Raw genomic sequence first — 22,253 nt, forward strand, 5'->3', positions numbered from 1 at the left:
GGGCCGCCGGGGGCGGCGCAGGCGCAGCGGGGGCGACGGCGCGTGCGCCGATCTGTGGGCGGCTGTCGACGTGCGGGCGAATGGCGATCGCCAGCGCGATGACGAGGGCCAGGACCCCGCCGACGAACAACCCCAACACGCTCATCGCCACCAGGAACGGCCGGGTGGACCGGTGCTCGTTCGGCGCGGCACCAGAACCGGTCCATGGCGAATCGAGGTCGCCGGCGCCGAAAGCGCCGGCGGGCGGAAGGCCAGGATCGTCGAGCTCGGCGCTGTAGGCCAGCGCCTCGGCGCCGCGCGCCACCGTCGCCGCACCGTCGGCGTAGCCGAGACCGACCGCGTGCGGTATCGCCGCGCCGGTGGCGGGATCTTGCGCGTACGCGATCGCCGCCGTCGAGGAGGAGAACAATGGGGGATGCGCCGACGCCAGCGCCGCACCCCTGGCCAGTGCCAACTCCGGCTCCTCCGGTGTGCTCACCACCAGGGAGCTCGCTGCCTGCAACTGCGTCCTGATGGTGGCGACGTCGACGCCGTCGGAGCCGACCACGAACAAGCCGTCCGGTCGGGGCTCCATCGCCTCGGCACCGGCGGCCAGCGCGGTCAACGCGGCCACCGCCGCGTGGTCGTCGTCGGGGAGGGCCTGCCGGCGCACGTCGGCGACCGAACCGTCGCCGGTGTCGACCACGGCCATCGTCGCGGCCGACGGCTCCACGAACAACAGTGCGGTGTGTGCGTACCGGGTCGCGCTGCCCACCGTCTGCGTCAACGCGGCGGCCGCCAGAAAGGCCGAGACCAGCATGACTTTGTCGATCCGCTGGTCGGCCAGCAAGTCGCGCAGCGCGGCGGCCTGGGTGGGGTCCGTCCACGTCACCCCGACCGAGGCCACCGGGCAGCCGCTCTCCGTCGCTCCTTGCCGCGTTCCCAGGATGGCTGAGACGACTTGGTCTGGTCCGGGCGGATCCACCCGATCTCGGGACACGTCGAAAGTGTCCGTATCAACGGTGGCGCCCTCGGCGTGTTCGCCCTCGACCAAGATCGCGTGGACGGCCGTGGGCGTCATCGAAACACCGAGTACGGTCTCCACCGTCCCCTCCCGCAGACTGTCGCGAATCGCCCCGGTTTCCAGCCTAGCCCCGCAGCCGGGCAGTCCGAGCCGTCAGTGCCCCTCAGCTGCGCCCAACAGCGTGTGCACGACGCGGGTGCCGTCGTAGCGGAACTCGTGCGCGGGATGACGAAGGGGCTCGATGGTGCCGTCTGCGTGCACGACGACTCCGCCGCCGGATGGGATCCCGAGGCCGGTGGCCGACCCGCGAAGCAGATGAATCGCGTGCGACAGCCGCGCCCACGCGCCTGGCTCGTCGTGCGCGTCGATCACCCTCGGGACGAGGTCGAACACGTCGAGCAGCCCGGGTGCCGCGGATTCCGGTGCCTCGACGATTCCGTACCGTCCGAGCTGGACGGCACCGGCCGAGATACCGACGAGGACGGCCCCGTGAGCGCGCCTGCGCAGGATCACGTCCTTCATCCCCGTTGCGCCGAACGTGTTCCAGCCGAGCCGCACATCGCCGCCGGCGAGCACGATCAGGTCGGCACGTTCCAGGAAGGCGCGGTCTTCGGCGCCGAATGACGAATCGATCATGCGGCGGTCGGTGATCCCGATTCCGTCCAGCGCCGCCTCGAAGATCTCGTAGAACTCGCGACGGTCCCCGTTGGAAGCGCCGATGTAGGCGGCAGTCGGCGGTGCGTCCCGCGCCATTGCATCGAGGGCCGTCTCGAGGAGCGGTCGGCCGCGTCGCCTCCAGAACAACAGCTGGCTGTCCGCCAGCAGGTAGAGCGGCTGGAGTAGTGACACCGCGTCACTCACCGGCGGTGAGCTGGTCGAATCGTGCGAGCGCGGCGTCGATGTCAGCCGCGTCGAAGATTTCGCAGCGGCTGATCAGGTCCCCATCGACGGTCTGGACCTCAATTCCCCGCCACTCGGCGTCGAAACCTTGGTGCGAAACACCGTGCGCCACATGGGAGCAAACGGCTCCGAGGTCAGTCAACCGATGAACGGCCTCGACCCGGAAGGTGGTGTTCGCGGTCAGTTGCCACAGGGAGATCAGTGACGCGTTCAACCCGCCTTCCTCGATGATGCCCGGTCGTCGGTGATCGATGTTGACCCAATCGGATGTCGTGGGGAAAAGCTCGCGCCGGTTCATCGCGGCATAGGAAGCCGCGATGACCGACCACGTGTGTGCGTGGGCGGCCGCTTCCCCCGCGAGATAACGGGTTTCGAGCTCTTCGAAGGCGGCGTCGAGGTCGTCGGCATCGATTAAAACATGGGCCGCAATTCGCCCGTCAGCGTTGATTTCAGCGATCCCCAGCATCTCGACGGCGAATTCCCCGCGCTCTAAGTCGGGGTTAAAGGAGCGGATGAGGCTGAGGGCGAGGCGCTCACCTCGGGTCGCAATCACGGTCAAAGATACCCGCGCAAGCCCCTCGGCCAGGGCTTGCATGTTCGCCACCACGACGTCGCACCCGTCCCAGACGCCGATATTCACCACGCGACGGCGATCGTCGACGAAACTGTCGCCGGCCAGGACGTCGGCCATGGCCGCCCAGTCGCGGGCCATTGCGTGCGCGAAGAGCCGGTCTTCAGCTCTGCTTGCCGCGTTCTCCAGCCGGCTCGCCTGTGCGTGTAGTTCCTCGAACCTGGCAAGCGCGGCGTCCAGGTCGGCCTCGTCGAAGACTTCGGCGCGGCTAAGCAGGTCACCTTCGACGATGCCGACGAGGATTACCCGCCACTCGGCGTCAAAGCCCTCTTGCGAGGTTCCACGCGCAGCATGGGTGACGACCGCTCCCAGGTCACTCAGCCGATGCACCGCCTCGATGTGGGCGCGGGTGTCTGGCATGAGGTCCCACAAGCTACGAAGATATTCGGCCAGATCCTCACGCTCGGCCGTTAAGGCTGCTCGATGGTCGATGCAAATCGAATCCTGTGTCATGCAGGGAAGTTCGTGCCGGTTGGACTCGGAATAGCTCCGCGCGATGACCGACCAGGTGTGTGCGTGGGGGGCGGCTTCTCCGGCCACATAGCGGGCATCGAGTTCGCCGAATGCGGAGTCAATCTCCTCCGGGTCGAACAGGACGGCTGCCATGACCTGTTCGCCGTTGTGCTCGACGACTTGAAGGACGTCGAGTTGAATTGCGGGATGATCACGGCCCGACGCTTGAACGCGGGTGAGAACGAGGCGTTCGCCTCGGGTTGCGACGATTTCCGAGGCGAGGTTCGCCAATAATCCGACGTCAGCGGACACCCGCAGATCTTCGATCGCGGCATCGCGACCCTGTCGAACCCCGGCATTGACGACTCGGCGGCGATCGTCGAGGGAATAGTCTTCGGCAAACACCTGGGCCGTGGCGTCCCAGTCGCGGGCAGCAAAGTACGCCAGAAACCGTTGGTTCACTGGGTTTTCCAGCCACGGTCGCTGTCGGTGTAGTTCGTCGAACCTCGCAAGCGCGACGTTGAGATCCGTCTCGTCGAATAGCTCGGTGCGGTTGAAGCGGTCGCCGTCGACCATCGATAGGCTGACTTCTCGCCACTCGGCGTCAAAGCCGTCTCGCGAGGTCCCGCGAACTGCGTGTGTTACCAACGCCCCGAGATCGCTCAGTCGATGGACTGACTCGATGTAGATTCTGGTGTCCCGGATTACATCCCAGGTCGAGCGCATATACGTCTCAAGTTCACCGGGCCCGAATGCTCTCCCTCGCCGGTGGTCGACGTTTACCCAATCTGGTGTCCTTGCGGGAAGCTCGTTGCGGTTGGCCGCGGAGTAGGCGCGCGTGATGACCGGCCACGTATGCGCGTGAGCGGCTGCTTCGCCGGCGATGTACCGCACGTCGAGCTCCTCGAATGCGTCGTCGATGTCGTCAGGGTCGAACACCACGGTCGACGCGAATCGGTTATCGGCGTTGACCTCGATGACGCCGAGCGCCGCAGCCTGGAACGCTTCAGGCAGCGAATCTTGGCTCGCGAAGGTGAAACGGAAGAGTGCGAGTCGCTCTCCGCGGGTCGCAATGATGGCGGCCTGCACATCACTCATCCAGACCTCTGCGGTGGCCCGCCAGTTCGCCATCTCGACATCTCGACCGCGGCGGATTCCGGCGTTTATGACGGAGCGGCGGTCTTCCGAGCAGAAGTCTTCTGCGATCAGATCTGCCATGGCATCCCAGGCCTGGGCCGCAAAATGCGCGAGGAACTGCTCGAGCACCCGGCTTGCCACGTTTTGCAGCTGGGGCGCCAGACGACCGAGTTGATCGAATCGCGCGATCGCGGTGTCTAAGTCACTCTCGTCGAAGAACTCGCAGCGGGTGAGTCGGTTGCCTTCCAGGACTAGAAGTTGAATCATTCGCCATTCGACGCCTAAGCCGTCCTGCGAGAGTCCGTGCGAATCAATCGTGACGACAGCCCCGACGCTGTCAATTCGATGCACCGTTTCGATGATCACCCTGAATTCCGGCGTCAGATCGAAGAACGTCTCCAGGGCGGGGGACAGCTCGCCTGATGCGGATGGTGTGGCTCGTCGGTGGTCGGCGATGACCCAGTCCACAGCGGGAAGTTCTTGCCGGTTGAATCCCGCGTACAACGCTGCGATGACCGACCACGTGTGCGCGTGGGGGGCTGCTTCGCCGGCGAGGTACCGAGCATCCAGCTCTTCGTAGGCGGCGTCGATGTCGCCAAGGTCGAACGAGACCATCGCGATGATTCGGTCGCCGGCGTCGGTCTCGACGACGCCGCACCACTCGGCGCCGACCTCGCCTGGCGGAGAGCCACTGTTGAAGGCACGGACATGAGCGAGGGCGAGGCGCTCGCCGCGGGTCGCAATGACGCTCAAAGATATGGTGTCTGCGCCGACGTCGAGGGCCGCTCGCGTGTCCGCGATGTGCACATCTCGGCCACGCCGAATCCCTGCGTTGACGACTCGACGGCGATCGTCCAAGACGATGTCGTCGGCCAGTAGCTCCGACATGGCGGCCCAGTCTGGGGCCGCGAAGCACGCCTGGTATCGCTCGAGTATCCGGCCCGCCGCGTTTTCCAACCGCGGTACTTGTGGCCGCAATTCCTCGAACCGGGCGAGCGCGGCGTCGAGGTCAGCCTCGTCGAATAGCTCGCAGCGGTCGACCCGGTCACCGTCGACCGTCAGAACCTGGAGCATTCGCCACTCGGCGTTCAAGCCTTCCGGCGAAGTCCCGCGCTGCGTGTGAGTGACGACTGCGCCGATGTTGCTGAGCCGATGCACCGCCTCGACGTGAATGGTGAGGTCTGGCGTGAGGTCCCATTTGGCACTGATGGTTGAGATGGGATTGTCGAACGTGAATGGTGTACCCCGCCGGTGGTCGATCATGACCCAGTCGGTTGGGGGAAGCTCCCCGCGATTGAACGAGACGTGGGCGCGTGTGAGGACCGACCACGTGTGCGCATGGGCGGCGGCTTCGCCGGCGAGGTACCGGGCGTCGAGCTCGGCGAGGGCGGCGTCGAAGTCGTCGGCGTCGAATATGGAGTGAACAATCATCCGGCTATCCCTGTCGATCTCCACGACGCCGAACATGTCCGCGCTGATCTCACCGGGCTCAAGTCCGTGGGCGGAGGACCGAATATGAGAAAGTGCAAGGCGTTGCCCACGAATCGCGAGGATCGTCGAGACAACGCCCTCGAAACCGACGTCAGCGACTGCCCGCAGGTTTGCGAGGTTCGTATCTCGCCCGCGAAGTTCACCGGAGTTGACAACCCGACGGTTGTCATGCGACACAACGTCTTCGGCGAGTATCTCGGCCATCGCGGGCCAATCGCGCGTCGTGAGGCCGCTCCAAAACCGTTCATTGACTTGGCTTGCCGCATTGTCCAGGCGATGCGGCCGCGCCTGCAATTCGCCGAAGCGGGCGAGTGCGGCGTCGAGTTCTGTCTCGTCGAAGATTTCGGAGCGGTTGATCAGATCACCTTCGACGGTCGAGATGCCGATCTCTCGCCATTCGGCTTGGAAACCGTCGCTCGACGTCCCTTCCACAACACGGGTGACTACCGCGCCCAGCTCGGTCAACCGAAGCACGGTTTCGATGTAGACGTTGAGCCCCGGAGCGAACAGGTCCCACGAAGCTTCGAGGTATGCGTCCAGATTGCCCGGCGCGAACGCTATTCCGCGTCGGTGGTCGATGTTGGTCCAGCCCGGCGTCGTCGGTGGTAGCTCGTGACGATTGACCGCCGCGTAAGCCTTTGCGATGACGGACCACGTGTGGGCGTAGGGCGCCGCTTCGCCGGCCAGGTAGCGCGCATCGAGCTCGGCGAGGGCGGCCTCAGAGTTGTCCAGGTCGAACGCGATATGCGCCACCAACTGCTCGTCGACGTCGATCTCGACGACGCTGAGAAATTCGATGCGGAATGCCCCGGGTTGCTCGTCTCTACCGAAGATGGACGACCGACACAACGCCAGTTGTCGGCCGCGGGTCGCAATGACCGTCGACGTGAGCTTGTCGGCGCCGACCTGCACCGCCGCCTGACCGTTGGCTATTTGGATATCCCGCCCCCGTCGGGTTCCGGCGTTCACCATGTGCCGACGATCGTCATCGACCATATTGTGCGCCAATGTCTTTGACATCGACGGCCAGTCACCGGCCGTGAAGTACCCGGCCAAGCGGTCATACACTTGGCTTGCCGCGTTCTCCAGCCGCCGCGTCGGCCGGTTCAGCTGGTCGAACCGCGCCAGTGCGGTATCGAGCTCTGCCTCGTCGAAGACTTCGCACCGGTTGACCAACCCGCCGACGACTATCAGCACGGCGATCCCGCGCCATTCGGCGGCGAAGCCCTCGGCCGACGTCTCCTGCGCGGCGTAAGTGACGACTGCTCCACGGGCATTGAGCCGGTGCACTTGCTCGACATACACGTTGATGTCTTGGTCACTGGCCCAACCGGCGCCGAAATATGCGGTCAGGTCGCCCGGTCCGAACGCCGTCTCGCGCCGATGATCGGCATACACGCAGCCGGGCGCGGTCAGCGGTGGCTCGCGCCGGTTGAGCGCGGCGTAGCTATTCACAACAATCGACCATGCATGGGAGTTCGTGGCGGCTTCACCGGCGAGGTAGCGCGCATCGAGCTCGGTGAGGGCGGCCTCGAAGTCGTCGAGATCAAACACGACCGACGCCACAATCCGTTCGTCGGCGTCGACCTCGACGAGATTGAGGGCGTCGTTCCGGATCTCAACAGGGTCGGGACCCGCGGCGCGAACACGCAAGAGGGCGAGGCGGCCGCCACGGGTGGCCATGACGCCCACCATCGTCAAGGTGAAGCCGACGTCGGCGATCGCCCGCACGTCGTCAATCCCGGCATCTCGACCGTGTCGGACTCCGGCGTTCACCACCCGCCGACGGTCCTCGCTGGAAAAGCCCTCCGCCACAATGCCGGCCATCGCATCCCAGTCGCGCGCCGCGAACCACGCGAAAATGCGGTCGTACGCCCGGGTCGCCGCATTTTCCAATCCCGGCACCGGGCGGCCTAGTTCTTCATACCGCGCCAGCGCGGCGTCGCGCGCTGCCTCGTCGAAGACCTCGGTGCGGTTGATCAGGTCGCCTTCGACCGTGATAACGCTGATCACTCGCCATTCGGCGTGGAATCCTTCTCCCGAGGTCTCATGTGCGACGTGCGTGATGACCACACCGCGATCGTTCAGACGGTGCACCGATTCGATGAAGCACCCCAGATCAGACCTAGAATTCCACGCGGCGTCCATCAATGCAGCCATTTCACCTGGCGCAATCGACGTACCGCGCCGGTGATCGATATTCACCCAATCCGTTGTCGTCGCCGGCATTTCACGTCGATTGATCGACGCAAAGCTTTGCGCGATGGCCGACCACGTGCGGGCGTAAGCCGCCGCTTCGCCGGCGAGGTAGCGTGAGTCGAGCTCCGCCATGGCGGCGTCAAAGTCGTCGCGGTCGAACACGACCCGCGCGGACACCCTGCCGTCGGCGTCGAGTTCAAAGACGTCGAAGACATCGGTGTGGAATGCCTCTGGCCGCTTGTCGCGGCCCCAGGTTTGGGTTCGACAAAGCGCCAAACGGTCGCCACGGGTGGCGATGACATCCGCCGTCAAGCTTTCCACGCCGATTTCTACCGTTGCCAACATCTCGTTGAGTACGGCGCTACGGCCTTCGCGCGCACCGGCATTCACCGCACGGCGGCGATCGTCGGTGGAAATGTCCGCGGCCAGGATTTCGGACATCGCATCCCAGTCGCGGGCCGCGAAGCACGCTTGCAAGCGCTCCCGCAATTGGGTCGCCGCGTTTTCGGGGCGGGATACTGGGCCGCTGAGCTCGTCGAACCTGGCGAGTGCGGCGGTCACGTCCGAGTCGTCGAAAAGCTCGCTGCGGCTGATCCGATCGCCTTCGAATATCACCACGTCGGTCACCCGCCACTCGGCGTCGAAACCGTCGGGTGACGTTCCGATTGCCACATGGGTGATCACCGCGCCGAGACTGCTTAGCCGATGGACGGCCTCGATGTAAATGCGGGACTGCGGCGAGAGCTCCCAAGCGGCAAGCAGATATGCGCCCAGATCACCCGCACCGATTGGTGCAAGCCGTCGGTGGTCGATGCTCGCCCAGCCGGGGGTCGTCTCGGGGATTCTCCGCTGATTCAGCGCTGCAAAGGCCTCCGTAACGAGTGACCAGGGGCGGGAGTAGGGGGCTGCGTCCCCGACGAGGTAGCGACGATCGAGCTCCCCGAAGGCGGCGTCGATGTCTTCGAGGTCGTAGGTGTCGACGTTCGCGATCCGGTCGTCGGCGTCGATCTCGACAACGTTGAGGGCGTCGTTTTGAATCGCGCCGGAGTCTTGGCCTGCCGCGCGAACACGCGCCAGGACGAGACGGTCCCCGCGGGTCGCAATTGCGCTCACCATCGAAATGCTGAAGCCGACTTCGGCGGCGGCCTGCAAGTCTCGCACCACGGCCATTCGACTGCGTTGGGTCTCGGCACTCACGACGCGCCGGTGATCTATGCCGACGTAGTCATCGGCCACGAGGTCAGCCAGGGCATCCCAGTCGCGCGCCGCGAAGTGCGACCACTCGTCCTCGAAGACGCGCGCCGCCTTGTTCTCCAATCGCCGCGGAATCGGGCGCTGCGCCTCGAATCGGGCATGCGCGGCGTCAAGCTCGGCGAGCGCGGCGTCGAGGTCTTCGACGTCGAAGGACATTTGGGACGCTATTCGCCCCTCCACGTCGATGCCCATCAGATGAAGCAACTCGTCCTCAGGCGCCCCGGGGCTGGCATCCGCTGTTCCAAGCAGCGTGCGGACAAGAGCCAGGCGATCGCCTCGCACACCGATAATCACGCGCCGGCATCGCACCACGCCCGTGGCGAGGAAGCGCTTCGCCTCAGCTACCCACTCGGCGGGCGAAAGGTCGATCCGCGACAAGCCCACTATCTTCCGACGGCTTTCGACGGAGATATTGGGTGCGAACACCACTTCGAGTTCGTTCCAGGCCCCGCGGGCGGCAGTTTCATCCAGCCGGAAGATCGCACGCACGCACGCGTTGTCCAACTCGGCGGGTGGCGCTTGGGGCTGATCGGGAGCAGGCGATGGTTCGGCACCGATGACAGTCCGCGCCCTCTCGGCAAGCGCTACAGCGCCTTTCCGCTCGTACAGATCGACCGCCCGCTCGGCGGCGGCCCGGGCCCCTGCGACGTCGCCGGCCGAACCCAGGACCGTTGCCAGCGTCACGCACGCGTCGCCGTGATCCACGAGCGCGTCCGTGCGCTGGGCGAGTGCCACCGCCTCCTCGGCGACGCGCCGCGCCTCGTCGTGATCACCGCGCCGCGTCAACAGGCGTGCCCGAAGAGTGCGCCAGGCGATCGACGCTTTCAGCGCGTGACCGGCGAGACGCTCACTCTCGGCGCATAATTCGTCCGCTTCGGCATCTCGTTCGAGCGCGAGACACGCGCGCCCCAGCAGCGCCGCGGTTTCGGCGGTGTCGGCGTCCAGGCCCATGCGACGAAACCCGTTGTAGGCCTTCCGGAGATGCGCCTCGGCGGCGGCGGGCTCGTCCGCGACGAGCTCGACGATGCCCGCGAACTGCTCGACCTCGGACAGCGCGTGGCGCAGCCCGAGTTCGGTGACCGTGCGCCGGGCGGAGTCGATCATCCGGCGCGCCGCCGCGCCCCGCCCGCGGAAGGCCTCCAACACCGCCTGACACCGCGTCGACGTCGCCTCGACCGCAGGCGAGTCGGTCGTGATCCGCAGCAGCCGCACCACATCCAGGCAGCGCCCACCCGCCCGGGGAACCGGGTTCGGCCCCCACAGCGCGGCAAGGGGTGCGTTGGCCAACACGGCGTTGACCCAACGATGCTCCCGCGCGCGCCGCGCCGCGGTGAGCGCGTCGTCCAAAGCGATCTCGCAGTCGCCGATCCGCCCCAGGCGGGCAAGGCATCCCGCACGGACGGTGTGCGCCTTGGCTTCTCCGGCGGCGTCGCCCAGCTCCGCCAGTCTGGCGGCCGCGGCGCCGACTGCGGACTCGACCTCGTCCAGCCGCTCCGGATGGATCAGCATCGAGAGTTGGCCGTCGAAGCACGTCGCCCACGCCGCAATGCGGGCCGAATCGATCGGGACGCTCTGCAATTGCGAAACCGCATCGGCCGCCGAGGTCACGTCTCCCGCGGCCAGCAGGGCCTCGCAACGCGCCACCAGCAACTCGGCCGTCTGGTCGTCGCGGTCGGGCAGCTCCTCGTCGATCTCTTCCAGCGCGTGCAGGGCACGGTCGTAGAGGTCGGCGGCGCCCTCATAGGCCAGGCGGGTCATCGCCTGGTCGGCGGCGCGGCGGCAGTATTCGACGGCCTTGGCGGCGTTGCCCGCCCACGCGCATTCGAAGTAGTGATACGCCAGCTCGGCGAGCAGTTCCTCTTCGGCGCCCGGCTCGCCTTCCAGGGTGGTCGCGATCCGCTGGTGCAGCCGCATGCGGCGAACGGATGGCAGCTCGGCGAGCAGCGACTGCCGAACGATCGCGTGGTTGAACCGGTAGCGCCCGCCGGGGTCTTCGATGACGATGCCGGCCCTGCACGCCTCGTCGAACGCGTCGACCAGGTCGTCTCCGACCACCCGTTCCACCAGCTCCAGCGCGAACCGGCTGCCCACGACGGCGGCGGCGGCAAGCGCCTTATTCGCCTCCGCGGGAAGCCGCGAAAGACGGCGACTCACCGCCTCGCGGACCCCCTGCGGCAGCGTGCTCTGGTCCCAGCGGCCGCCGCTTTCGTCCACGTGGCGCAGCGCCTCGATGAGGAAGAACGGATTCCCACCGGTGACCGATGCCAATGCCCGGGCGAGCTCTTCGTCGTTGTAGCCGGCCTCGGCGACGTACGCGGTCACGTCGTCCTCGTCGAGCCCGCTCAGGCCGAGCCGGTTCGCCGTGCCATCGCGGTGCAGGTCGGCGAGCATCGCCGCCAGGGGATGGGAGCGGTCGAGGTCGGTGCTGCGGTAGGTGCCGATGATCTGCATGCGGGCGTGCTCGCCGAACCGCAGGAGATGCCGCAGTAACAGCAGCGTGGGCTTGGCCGCCCAGTGCAGGTCGTCGAGCACGAGGACGACCGGAGCGCTCGCCGAGGCCATGGCCAACAGCGCGACGACGGCGTCGAACAGCGCGTAGCGTTCGGTGTCCGGGTCCGCCCGGGTCGGCGCGGCCAGGTCGGGGACCAGATCGGTCAGCCCGGGCACCAGCGTCAGGAGTGCCTCCACGCCCCGCAGCCCGCGAAGGGCGCCCGCGCCGAGGCACGGCACCAGCGAACGCAGCGCTTCCGCGAAGGGCTGATACGGCGCACCAAGGTCCTCGTCGCATCGGCCGTAAATGACCAGTGCGCCTTCGTCATAGGCGTGCCGGCACCATTCGCCGGCCAGACGCGTCTTACCGACACCCGGTTCGCCGGCGATCAGCATCGCGTTGGTGCCGCCGGCCACGGAGGTGTGCCACGCCGTGGACAGTCGTTCCAGCTCGTCCTCGCGCCCGACGAACGGCCCGCGGCCGGCCAGCACCGCCGGCAAGCTCGGGCGTTTCAACGGTGCTTCCGGCGGGACCGCCTGAGCCGGTTCGTCGGTAATTTGCAGGCGCAGCTCGAAGACGTGTTCCGGGCGCGCCAGATTGCGCAGCTGACGGCTGCCCAGATCCGCGAGCACGACATCGTCGGCCAGCGAATCGATCACCAGTTCCGCGGTCGCACCCGAACACAGGATCTGGCCGCCGGCGGCCAACGACCGCAGGCGGGCGGCGCGGTTGACCGCCCGGCCGAAATAGTCGCCGTCGCGAAATTCGACCTCCCCGGTATGCAACGCCACGCGAACGCGCATGGGCTCGCGCAGCGCCCACGGCTCGTGGACGATTGCGTCTTGGAGTTCGATAGCCGCGGCCGCCGCCGCCGATGGCCGCTCGAAGACCGAGAAGGTGGCATCGCCCTCGCCGCGCGTCTTGATCAGCCGCCCACCGCGCGACGTCACCACCTGCTCGACGAGCTCGTCATGCCGTGCCAGCGCCACGGCCATGGCGTCGGCGTCCGCCTCCCATGCGGCCGTCGACCCTTCGATGTCGGTCAGCAGGAACGTCACGGCGCGGGTTACCGACGAGACCTGTTGGGCGGCAGGGATTTCCAGCGCCGAGTCCTGCGCCACGACCGACGCCTCCAACCGGCGAAGGTCCGGGCCGGGGTCGACCCCCAGTTCCTCGGCGAGCAGCGCGCGCGCACGCTGGTATGCGCCGAGCGCCTCGCCCTGCCTACCGGCGCGGTATAGCGCGAGCATCAGTTGGCCCCAACGCCGCTCGCGCAGCGGCGCGTCGGCGACCGCGGCCTCGAGCTCGCCGACGATTTCCGCAGCCCGACCCGTCGCGAGCAGCGCGTCGGCCCGATCCTCCACCAGCGCGGCGTGACCCTCGATCCACCGCGTTTTCTCCGACGCACCCCGTCGGCCGTCGGGCAGTTCGGGCAGGCCGCGCCACAGCGCCAGCGCCTCCTCGAAACGGGCCACCGCCTGGCTGACGTCGCCGGCGGTGGCGGCGTCGCGTCCCTGTCGGGCGGCCGCCTTGTACCGCGCGGCGTCGACCTCGGCCTCGGCCAGCGTCCATCCCGCTCCCGCGGTCAGAACGAAGCCGTCGCCCAGGGCGCGACGTAGCGAGGAGATGTGGGTTTGCAGGGCCTTCGCCGCGGTGCGCGGCGGATCCTCGCCCCACAGCAACTCGACCAGGGTGTCGGCCGCCACGACCGAGCCGCTGTGCAGCCCGAGCATCGTGAGGATGGCGCGAGGCTTGGCGCCCGGGATACTTACGGGCGCTCCGCCTTGCCGGACCTGGAGAGGCCCCAAAACCCCCAGTTCCACCTGATGAAGCGTAGTCACGTCAGCAATCATCGGGAGGGCGATTCAATGGACGGTCAAGATCGAGTAAAGGCCTCGCGCCCGGCCCGAAGGTCAACGCCACCGTATGGCCCGCGCAGCTAAGACGTTAGGTTTATAGCCATGGGCAACGAAGGGGGTGGATCGGCGTTCACCTGGCAGGGCCGGCGTGAGCTGGTGAGCCAGATACACGAACAGCTCGACGAGCTGGTGGAGGCCCGCGACCAGATGGAACAGCTGGTGCGGGTCATCAGCGAAATCGGTTCCGATCTCGACCTGGGCGTGACGTTGCACCGCATCGTCAAAGGGGCGATGGAGCTGACCGGCTCTCGCTACGCGGCGCTCGGTATCCGCGCCCCCGACGGCGCCCTGGCCTCCTTCGTCCACGCGGGAATCGAGGACGACATGGCGCGCCTGCTGGGAGATCTTCCGGTGGGCGAGGGCCTCCGCCTCGACGACGTGAGCGCTCATCCGCAGTCCGGTGCGCTGCAGGCGCACAATCCGCCGCTGCGCGCGCTCCTCGGCCTACCGATCACGGTGCGGGGAGCGGACTTTGGCAGCCTCTACCTCGCCGACGACCGGCCCGGACGCGTGTTCTCCGATTCGCAGGCCGCCGCCGTGCGGGCGTTGGCGACGGCCGCGGCGGCCGCCATCGACAACGCACGGCTCTTCGAACGCGAGCGTGAAACGGCGCGGTGGACGAAGGCCAGTCGCGAGATCACCACCGCGCTGCTGTCCGGTGACCCCCAGACCGGCCCGTTGCAGCTCATCGTGAACCGCGCGCTGGAGTTGGCCGGCGCCGAGCAGGCGATTCTGCTGATTCCGCGGGAACCCGACCTGCCCGCCGACGAGGTCGACACCCTTGTCGTGGCCGCGACGGCAGGCCGCTACGCCTCGGAGGTGATCGGTCGCCAGGTGCCGATGGACGGCTCCACCACCGGCGGCGTTGCCCGCCGCGGCCTGCCGCTGATCACCGACTCCTTCCAGTATCCGATCGAGGGCTTCACCGACGTGGGTGAACGTTCGGCGATCGTCATGCCGCTGATCGCCGACGGCGCGGTGCTCGGGGTGATCGCCGTCGCCCGCGACCCCCAGCAGTCGCCCTTCGGCAATGACTACCTCGAGCTGGTGAGCGACTTCGCCCGGCACGCGGCCATCGCTTTGGCATTGGCGGCGGGTCGCGAACACGCGCTCAACCAGGAACTGGCCGAGGCCGACACCGTCGACGCCGCGGTGAATGCGGCCGCCGAGGAATTGCGCCGACTGTGGCGGGCACGCCGCGTCCTGGCCGTCACCTTCCCGACCCACAGCTCCTCCACCGAAACCGCCTTCGGCGCACCGCAAGTCGTGTCCGTCGGCGAGTCCGCAGTGTGGGGTGACCTCCCCTCCCAGACCCAACGGATGCTTGGCTCGTTGCGCGACGGCGACCTGCTCACCGCACGCACGGGTGAGCCCGGGACGGCGGGCATCGCGCTGCAACACCCCGAAGGCGTGCTGGTGGTCTGGATCGATCTGGCCGACCGACGGCCGTTCACCCTCGAGGACCAGACCCTGCTCACGGTGTTGGCGGGCCGCCTGGGGCAGGGCCTGCAGCGGGTCCATCAGGTCGACCAACAGCGCGAGACCGCCCTGGCGCTGCAGCACGCGATCCTTGGCCCCGCCGATCTGCCGCACGGGTTCGCGGTGCGCTACCAGGCCGCCAGCCGGCCCCTGCAGGTGGGCGGCGACTGGTACGACATCGTCGAACTGGAGGACGGACGCATCGCCATGGTCGTCGGCGATTGTGTGGGGCACGGCCTGGCCGCCGCCACCGTGATGGGCCAGGTGCGCAGCGCCTGCCGGGCGTTGTTGTTCGAAAACCCCAGCCCAGGCGCCGCCCTCGCCGGTATGGATCGCTTCGCCGCGCGGCTGCCCGGTGCCCAGTGCACCACGGCCGTCTGCGCGGTGCTCGACCCCGAGTCCGGTGAGCTGGTGTATTCCAGCGCCGGGCACCCGCCACCCATCCTGGTCCACTCGGATGGAACCACGCAGATGCTCGACGACGGCCACACCATCGCGTTGGGTGTGCGAGCCGGCTGGGCCCGCCCCGAGGCCCGGGTCACCATCCCCGCGCGCGCGACCCTGCTGCTCTACACCGATGGGTTGGTCGAGCGTCGCCGCGCCGCGCTGGGCCAGGGGATTTCCCAGGCAGCCGGCCTCGTGCAGGACGGCCGCGCGTCCACGCTCGAGGAGTTGGCGAACGACATCATGTCCGGTCTGGCCCCCGGCGGCGGCTACCAGGACGACGTCGTCCTTCTGCTCTATCGCCATCCCGCGCCGCTGGAGCTGACGTTCCCGGCCGACGTCAGCCACCTCGCGCCCGCCCGGACGGCGTTGCGGACCTGGTTGACGCGGACCCGGCTGGACCCCGAACAGGCGATGAACGTGCTCGTCGCGGCGGGGGAGGCCGTCGCCAACGCCATCGAGCACGGCCACCGCGACAAGCGGGAGGGCACGATCAGCCTGGGCGCGACGGCGCTGGTCGACCAGGTGCAGTTGACCATCACCGACACCGGCTCGTGGAAGCCTCCGCAACCGGCCAGTTTTCCTCATCGGGGACGGGGTATCGCCCTGATGCGGGGGCTCATGCACGACGTCACCATCAGCCCTGACGCCGCCGGAACCACGGTTCACCTCTCCGCGAGGATCACATGATGCCCACGTTGCTCACCCTCGACACCGCGCGCCGCGACGACGGAGAACTGATGCTCGTCGCCGCGGGGGAGATCGATCTGAGCAACATCGACCACTTCGTCCAAGCCCTCACCAGCGCCAGCGGCCAGGCCGGCGGTGGGGGTCCGCTCACCGTCGACCTCAGCGGAGTCGAGTACCTCGACAGCGCCGCCATCAACGCTCTGTTCACCCACGCCAACCACATCCATCTGATCGCCCACCCGATCCTGATGCCGATCCTCACCATCAGCGGCCTGACCGAACTGGTCGCCGTCGACCCAGCGCCGTCCGAGGCCTGACGACGGGCCGGCGGGGTCAGGCGTTCTCGGCGATCCAAGTGCTGGTGAACTGCTGCAATGCGGGGATGCTCTGACCCAAATCCGCTTCCATCGACCTTTCGAGTTTGCGGCCCAACAACGGAATCTTCACCGCCACCTGCACGGCGAATCGCAGGCGCGCGCCGTCGCCGTTCGGCGCCATCCAGGCCTCCGCGCGGCCTGACCCCACGCCGCCGGAGCTCACGACGCTGATCTGCCCGCGAACTTCGCCGTTGTCGGCCGGCCGCCACGTCTCGCTGTGGACGATCTTGAGCTCGCCGGGGACGGCTTTGGCGATCAGCGCCGGTAACACCTGTCGCGCCACGTGCTGGGTGGCCCGCACCGTCACCATGCCGTCGTCGTCGACGACCAGCGAATCCAGCGTCGTGGGGGCGTTGCTGGCCTTGAGGCGGGCCAGCCAATAGTCCTCGCGGCCGAACGTGGCGTGGATTTGCTCCACGCTGGCGGGCGATTCGATCTGGATGTCGAAGGAACGCGACATGCCAACGATTCTTCCAAAGTGGGCAGCGCCCCGCCTGTGGGGTGCGCCTCGTCCAGACCACGTTTCGAACGTACGTGCGATGGCTATCCCTCGCCGTGGAGGTGAAAGACATGGCGGACGACACACGACAGGCGCCGGGCGAGAATCCGGAGAAAGACACGGCGGAATGGGTGACGGGCGACGAGCCGATGACCGGGCCGCAGCGCAGCTACCTGCACACGCTGGCCCAGGAAGCCGGGCGGGACGTTCCCGACGACATGACCAAGGCGCAAGCGTCGGAGCTGATCGACGAGCTGCAGCAGCAGACGGGGCGCGGCAGTTGACTAGCCGGCGGGCCGGCTGCGGACATCGGGCGTCCGCGGCCGCGCCGCCTTGCGGGCGAGGTCACCGAACCTGACGCTGACACGCTGAAAACCCTTGACCCGCTCTGCTTTTGCCTTCTTGGTATAGGTCTTGCGGTCGGCCGGTGTGAGTTCCGCGTCATCGGTGAATGGAGTGAGCAGGGCCCGTGGGTAAAGCCGTTCCACCAGAACGACATTGATCTCGGCGCACAGGACTAGAGTGGACGAGACCAGGAACAGGAACGCCAGCAATCCGAGCACCAGAGCGAAGACGCTGTTGGTGGCGCTGGCCGTTTTCACCGTGTGCCGGATGTATCCGGCGCCGCCCCACTGCAGTATCTGCCAGATCACGGCCGCGGCAAGGGCTCCCGGCAGCACCTGGTGATAGGTGAGGTCACGCGCGGTCGTCACGCGGAAGGCGACCAGGCAGATCAGCGCGTTGATCCCCACGGCGACCAGCGCGACGCCGACCTTCCCGAACAGGCCCAGCGCCCCGGTGGCCTGGCCGGCCGCGGACAGGGCGGTGGCGGCGAGGGCCGCGGAGCCGAGGACCAGCAGCAACATCAAGCTGCGCAAGCGAGAGCGGAGCGGGTCGGGACGATTGTTCCGCGGGACGGCCCACACCGAGTCCATCGCGTTCTGCACCGCCTGGCCGACGCCCAGCCCGCCGTAGAGCGCGCCCCCGACGCCAACCACCACGGCGACGGTTCCCCCGCTGAGCCCCGCGGGTTGATGCAGCTGGTCACCGATGACCGGGAACTGGCTCAGCGTGCTGTGCAGCACCTGGTCCTGCAGGTCGGGGCGTCCCGCGAGGACGACACCGAGGCCCGTCGTCAACAGCAGCAGCAGCGGGAACAGAGATACGAACCCGTAGTAGGTGATCAGGGCCGACAGATAGCCGCCTTGGTCATCGAGGTATTTGTAGATCACGGCGATCACCACACCGGCGCCGCGGTTTCGTCGCTGCAACCTGTCCAGCCAACCGACCATCTCGTGCTCACTTCGTTGCTGCGGAAGTGGATGCCCCCCCGACGGGCCTGGCAGGTAATACCCGGATCCGCCGTCGATCAATCGTCGGTCGCTGGCGACCGGATCGCCGTGCCAGGATGGGGCGATGGGTGACGACGAGATGCGTTCGGAGCGCGAATTCAACGAGGCCAACATCGAGGAGTTCCGCCGCAACGGGGGCGAGGTGGGTGGCCAGTTCGAGGGCTTCCCGCTGCTGCTGTTGACCTCGACCGGCGCGCGCAGCGGTGCGCAGCGAGTCAACCCCGTCGCCTACTTCGATGTCGACGGCAGGATCTATATCGTCGGATCCGCCGCCGGCCGCGACAAGAACCCAGCGTGGGTGCACAACATCCGCGCCAACCCGGCGGTGACTGTGGAGATCGGCTCCGACGCGCCCAAATCGGCGACCGTGCGCGAATTGCCGCGTGCGGAGCGGGATTCCATCTACCGGATCGTCGTGGAGCGGGCGCCGGGGTTCGGCGAATACCAGGAGCGTACCGACCGGGTCATCCCGGTCTTCGAGCTGGTTGCCGAATAACAGCACCGCCGGCGGATCGCGTGTCGCAAAATGACCGACATGAGAATTGCGGCGATGAAGCACCGGCTGCGGCGCTGGGCGTTCGGTGGGCTCGCTTTGACGGCATTGCCGGCGATCGCGATTTCGGCGCCCGCGGTCAGCCGTGCCGACCCCAATTGCGCTGAAGGCTTTGTGTGGAGCGTGGACCTACATCAATGCGTTCCTTGGGTCCCCGCCGTGAACGGCCCGGGCGGACCCGGTGGACCTGGTGGACCCGGTGGACCTGGTGGTCCGGGTGGACCTGGCGGTCCGGGTGGCCCGGGTGGCCCCGGTCCACGATAGGCGGGCTACCGGACATCTCGCGGCGACCTGTCGCCGAACACTCGGGAACCAATCGACCCCCACGGTCGTTATACTGGCTAAGTATCGCTTCACTCCGAGGGGGAACAGGCGCATGCCACGCACAGATAACGACACCTGGGATCTGGCCACCAGCGTGGGCGCGACGGCCACAATGGTCGCCGCGGCCCGAGCGATCGCTACCAAGAGCGACGACCCACTGATCGAGGACCGGTTCGCCGAACCGCTGGTTCGCGCCGTCGGGGTGGACTTCTTCACCCGGTGGGTTGACGGCGACCTTGCCGCCGCCGACGTCGACGACCACGAATCCGGCTGGAAACTCGAGCACATGCCGGCGGCGATGGCCGCCCGGACCCGGTTCTTCGACGCCTTCTTCGAGGACGCCGCGCGTGCCGGCGTCCGTCAGGCCGTAATCCTGGCGTCCGGCCTTGACGCGCGCGCCTACCGGCTGGAATGGCCCGCCGGTATGACAGTGTTCGAAATCGATCAGCCGGAGGTGATCGAGTTCAAGACCACCACCCTGGCGAAGCTAGGCGCCGCCCCGCGGGCGGACTTGCGAACCGTCGCGATCGATTTGCGGCGCGACTGGCCGAAAGCATTGGTGGATAACGGATTTGACCGGAGCCGCCCAACCGCGTGGATCGCCGAAGGCCTCTTCGGGTACCTGCCGCCCGAAGCGCAGGACCGCTTGCTGGACAACATCTCCGCGTTGAGCGCCGAGGGCAGCAGGCTTGCCGTCGAAGCCATCCCGGACCGGCCCCAGCAGGACGTCGAGAAGGCGCGGGAAATGATGCGCAGGGCTACCGCGAAGTGGCGCGACCACGGCTTCGAGCTGGATTGGGAGGAACTGGGTTTCGAGGGCGATCGCAACGACGTCGCCGAGTACCTGAAGAACCTGGGCTGGCAGACAGTCGGCACCCAGATGAGCGAGCTACTCGCCGACGGCGGCCTTGCGGCCATTCCGCAGACCAACGACTCGGTCTCCGTCGCCGACACCGTCTACTACACCTCGACCCTGGGCAAATGACAGCACCGAGTCGCCGCGGACTCAACGACGCGGTCACGCGGATGTGGAGCCTGCTGGCCCCGGCCTACGATTTGCCGTTCCTGCAGCAGTGGGTTTACCGTCCGCCGCACGACGAGGTGATTGCACAGCTGCTCGCTCACCGAGCCCGCAAGATTGCTGACATCGCTTGCGGTACGGGCATTCTGAGCGACCGGATCGCCCGCGAGCTGCGGCCCGACGAGATCTACGGGGTCGACATGTCCGAGGGCATGCTCGCCCAGGCGCGGGCCAGAACCGACCGGGTGCGGTGGCTGCGCGGGCCCGCCGAGCAACTGCCATTCGACGACGGCGCGCTCGACGCCGTGGTGACCACCTCGGCGTTCCACTTCTTCGACCAGCCGGCCGCGTTGCGCGAATTCCACCGGGTACTGGCGCCGGGCGGACTGGTGGCCGTCGCGGCGCTCAGCGCTCGGCAGCCGTTGCTGCAAGCCCCCTCCGCCAATCGGTGGAAGCCACAACACAATGCTTCACCGGCGGAAATGCGCGGCATGTTCGAGGAGGCCGGGCTAATCATCAGCGATCAGCACCGCATTCCCCGGCCGGTCTGGACTCGGGTCATCTCCGACCTGATCACGGTCGGCACCAAGAGCTGATCGACCCTCAGGCGGCAAATTCCCTGACGACCGATGGAGCAGGCCGCGAGAAGTCCTCGTGGCGGCCCGCATACACCACGCGGGTGGGCCGGTAAGCGGGGACCGTGCGGGCGACGGCGACTGCGCGTTGGCGAGGCAGACGCTCCTGCCCACATTCAACGGTCCGTTCGATGAAGTCGGAGGCGATCCACCCGGCGCCGAACAACGCCAACGCGACACCGAACTGAAGCGGCGAGCCGGCGGACAGCGCGACCAAAGCGCAGATCCCCGAAACCACCGCGACGACCAGGGTGACCGCGTGCAGGACGGCCAGGCGAGGGTCACGCGCCGGCACCGGGATTGCCGGCCTGAAGTCAGGCTTGGTCATGGGACAACCTCCTTTGCCGGTGCGAAACCCGGCCGTGACCTTGATGTTTCGCTATCGAGACAATGCAAACGAGGGGCCATACGGCATCTATGACATGGCGTAGGGCCCCAACGAGAAGGCCGAAGGTCCCAACAGGGCGCCGCCCCCGCCGTTGCCGCCGTGGCTGCAGAACGATCGGGTGATCGGATCACCCTGGGCCGCAACAGCACAACGCCCGCCTCGCCGAGCGGCGAAGCGGGCGTTGTGCTTACCGGTCTTTACAGCGGAATCCAGACTCCGAAGAACCAAAAGCCCCACTGGTTGAAGCCGGGGTTCCACACAGGAGTCTCCTGGTAGCCGTAGTAATTGATCGGGCCGTAGCCCCATTGCCCACCGGGCGGGGGGAGCGGCCTGTCCCACGCGGGGCGCGGTGGTTCACCGGGCCCCCACGGGCCCGGCCCGTCGCCCCACGGCGCGCCCCGGAAGTAGCCGCGCTGGGGGTCTCCGTGCCACGGACCACCGGGACCGCCCGGCCCGCCCGGGTGATCGGGTCCACCAGGTCCGCCGGGTCCGCCCGGAGGTCCGCCCGGGTGATTGGGGCCGCCGGGTCCGCCCGGCCCACCGGGTCCGCCGGGAGGTCCGCCCGGCCCGCCGGGTCCACCGGGGGGTCCGCCCGGCCCGCCGGGTCCGCCCGGCCCGCCGGGGCCACCGGGTCCGCCGGGCCCACCGGGACCGCCCGGGTCACCGGGCGCGTTCGGCGGATGGATGCCGCCCGGCGCTGGTCCACCATGATTGCCGGCCGGCCCAGGCGGCGGCGCTCCGGGAGCCGCATTGGCCGCACCGGTGCCCACACCCAGGGCGGCGGCGCTCAGAGCGCCGGCAATGGTTATCCCCCCGAGAAATTGCTTAAGTTTCATAGTCCTTCACCTGTCTAGCTACGAAGTGAATTCCTCCGAATCCCCCTGACACAGACCGACCCTAGATAGCTTCTCTATGCAACTGCTGTGCGTGGACCAAGCGCAACTTCTGGGCCAACGCCGACGCGGGGTTGACGTGGCCGAAGGCGGGCGGCCGGCGCGGGTATCCGCGAGATA

The 22,253-nt window shown here is 67.7% G+C and carries 13 protein-coding genes; 6 read left to right on the forward strand and 7 right to left on the reverse strand.

Features of this window, described 5'->3' with window-relative positions; genetic code table 11:
• The 3 genes from BST44_RS16400 to BST44_RS16410 form a co-directional block, all read right to left on the reverse strand.
• A partial coding sequence (locus tag BST44_RS16400; RefSeq protein WP_083178165.1) for a DUF7159 family protein occupies window positions 1-1,060 on the reverse strand: 1,060 nt, incomplete at its 3' end.
• 96 nt (window positions 1,061-1,156) lie between these two features.
• Entirely contained in the window at window positions 1,157-1,852 is a 696-nt protein-coding gene (locus BST44_RS16405) for a Type 1 glutamine amidotransferase-like domain-containing protein (RefSeq protein WP_142274529.1), read from the reverse strand.
• Between the two features lie 4 nt (window positions 1,853-1,856).
• Window positions 1,857-13,382 (reverse strand): ATP-binding protein, encoded by an 11,526-nt coding sequence (locus BST44_RS16410; protein ID WP_083178167.1) that lies wholly within the window; start codon window positions 13,380-13,382, stop codon window positions 1,857-1,859.
• 138 nt (window positions 13,383-13,520) lie between these two features.
• Here BST44_RS16410 and BST44_RS16415 point away from each other — a divergent pair, with 138 nt between their 5' ends.
• Together BST44_RS16415 and BST44_RS16420 are read left to right on the forward strand one after the other, a co-directional pair.
• Window positions 13,521-16,091 (forward strand): SpoIIE family protein phosphatase, encoded by a 2,571-nt coding sequence (locus BST44_RS16415; RefSeq protein ID WP_083178168.1) that lies wholly within the window; start codon window positions 13,521-13,523, stop codon window positions 16,089-16,091.
• Entirely contained in the window at window positions 16,091-16,408 is a 318-nt protein-coding gene (locus BST44_RS16420) for an STAS domain-containing protein (RefSeq protein WP_083178227.1), read from the forward strand. Before BST44_RS16415 ends, BST44_RS16420 begins: the two co-directional genes overlap by 1 nt.
• Before the next feature lie 16 nt (window positions 16,409-16,424).
• Here BST44_RS16420 and BST44_RS16425 read toward each other — a convergent pair whose 3' ends face one another.
• A complete protein-coding gene (locus BST44_RS16425; protein WP_083178169.1) occupies window positions 16,425-16,928 on the reverse strand; it encodes a DUF2505 domain-containing protein in 504 nt (167 codons plus the stop codon).
• Window positions 16,929-17,038: 110 nt separating this feature from the next.
• On the opposite strand from BST44_RS16425, the gene BST44_RS16430 reads away from it, so the two are divergent.
• Complete coding sequence (locus BST44_RS16430) at window positions 17,039-17,251, forward strand: DUF3072 domain-containing protein (RefSeq protein ID WP_083178228.1); 213 nt, start codon at window positions 17,039-17,041, stop codon at window positions 17,249-17,251.
• Here the strand turns inward: BST44_RS16430 and BST44_RS16435 are convergent, their stop codons facing one another.
• On the reverse strand, window positions 17,252-18,259 hold the full coding sequence (locus BST44_RS16435) for a YihY/virulence factor BrkB family protein (protein WP_083178170.1): 1,008 nt from the start codon (window positions 18,257-18,259) through the stop codon (window positions 17,252-17,254).
• A gap of 124 nt (window positions 18,260-18,383) precedes the next feature.
• Here BST44_RS16435 and BST44_RS16440 point away from each other — a divergent pair, with 124 nt between their 5' ends.
• The 3 genes from BST44_RS16440 (at window position 18,384) to BST44_RS16455 (ending at window position 20,813) form a co-directional block, all read left to right on the forward strand.
• Entirely contained in the window at window positions 18,384-18,815 is a 432-nt protein-coding gene (locus tag BST44_RS16440; protein WP_083178171.1) for a nitroreductase family deazaflavin-dependent oxidoreductase, read from the forward strand.
• A gap of 433 nt (window positions 18,816-19,248) precedes the next feature.
• Window positions 19,249-20,181: a class I SAM-dependent methyltransferase gene (locus tag BST44_RS16450; RefSeq protein ID WP_083178173.1), complete on the forward strand. Its 933-nt coding sequence runs from the start codon at window positions 19,249-19,251 to the stop codon at window positions 20,179-20,181.
• The gene (locus BST44_RS16455; protein ID WP_083178174.1) at window positions 20,178-20,813 is read left to right on the forward strand and encodes a class I SAM-dependent methyltransferase; all 636 of its coding nucleotides are present in this window, start codon (window positions 20,178-20,180) and stop codon (window positions 20,811-20,813) included. Before BST44_RS16450 ends, BST44_RS16455 begins: the two co-directional genes overlap by 4 nt.
• Window positions 20,814-20,820: 7 nt before the next feature.
• Here BST44_RS16455 and BST44_RS16460 read toward each other — a convergent pair whose 3' ends face one another.
• Both BST44_RS16460 and BST44_RS30955 read right to left on the reverse strand, forming a co-directional pair.
• Window positions 20,821-21,180, reverse strand: a complete 360-nt coding sequence (locus BST44_RS16460) for a hypothetical protein (protein ID WP_083178175.1) — start codon at window positions 21,178-21,180, stop codon at window positions 20,821-20,823.
• A 257-nt stretch (window positions 21,181-21,437) separates the two neighbouring features.
• Window positions 21,438-22,076, reverse strand: coding sequence for a chitin-binding protein (locus BST44_RS30955; RefSeq protein WP_083178176.1), 639 nt, complete (start codon window positions 22,074-22,076; stop codon window positions 21,438-21,440).
• Between the last annotated feature and the right edge of the window lie 177 nt (window positions 22,077-22,253).

This window comes from Mycobacterium scrofulaceum (assembly GCF_002086735.1).
In the GTDB taxonomy this organism is placed as follows: domain Bacteria; phylum Actinomycetota; class Actinomycetes; order Mycobacteriales; family Mycobacteriaceae; genus Mycobacterium; species Mycobacterium scrofulaceum.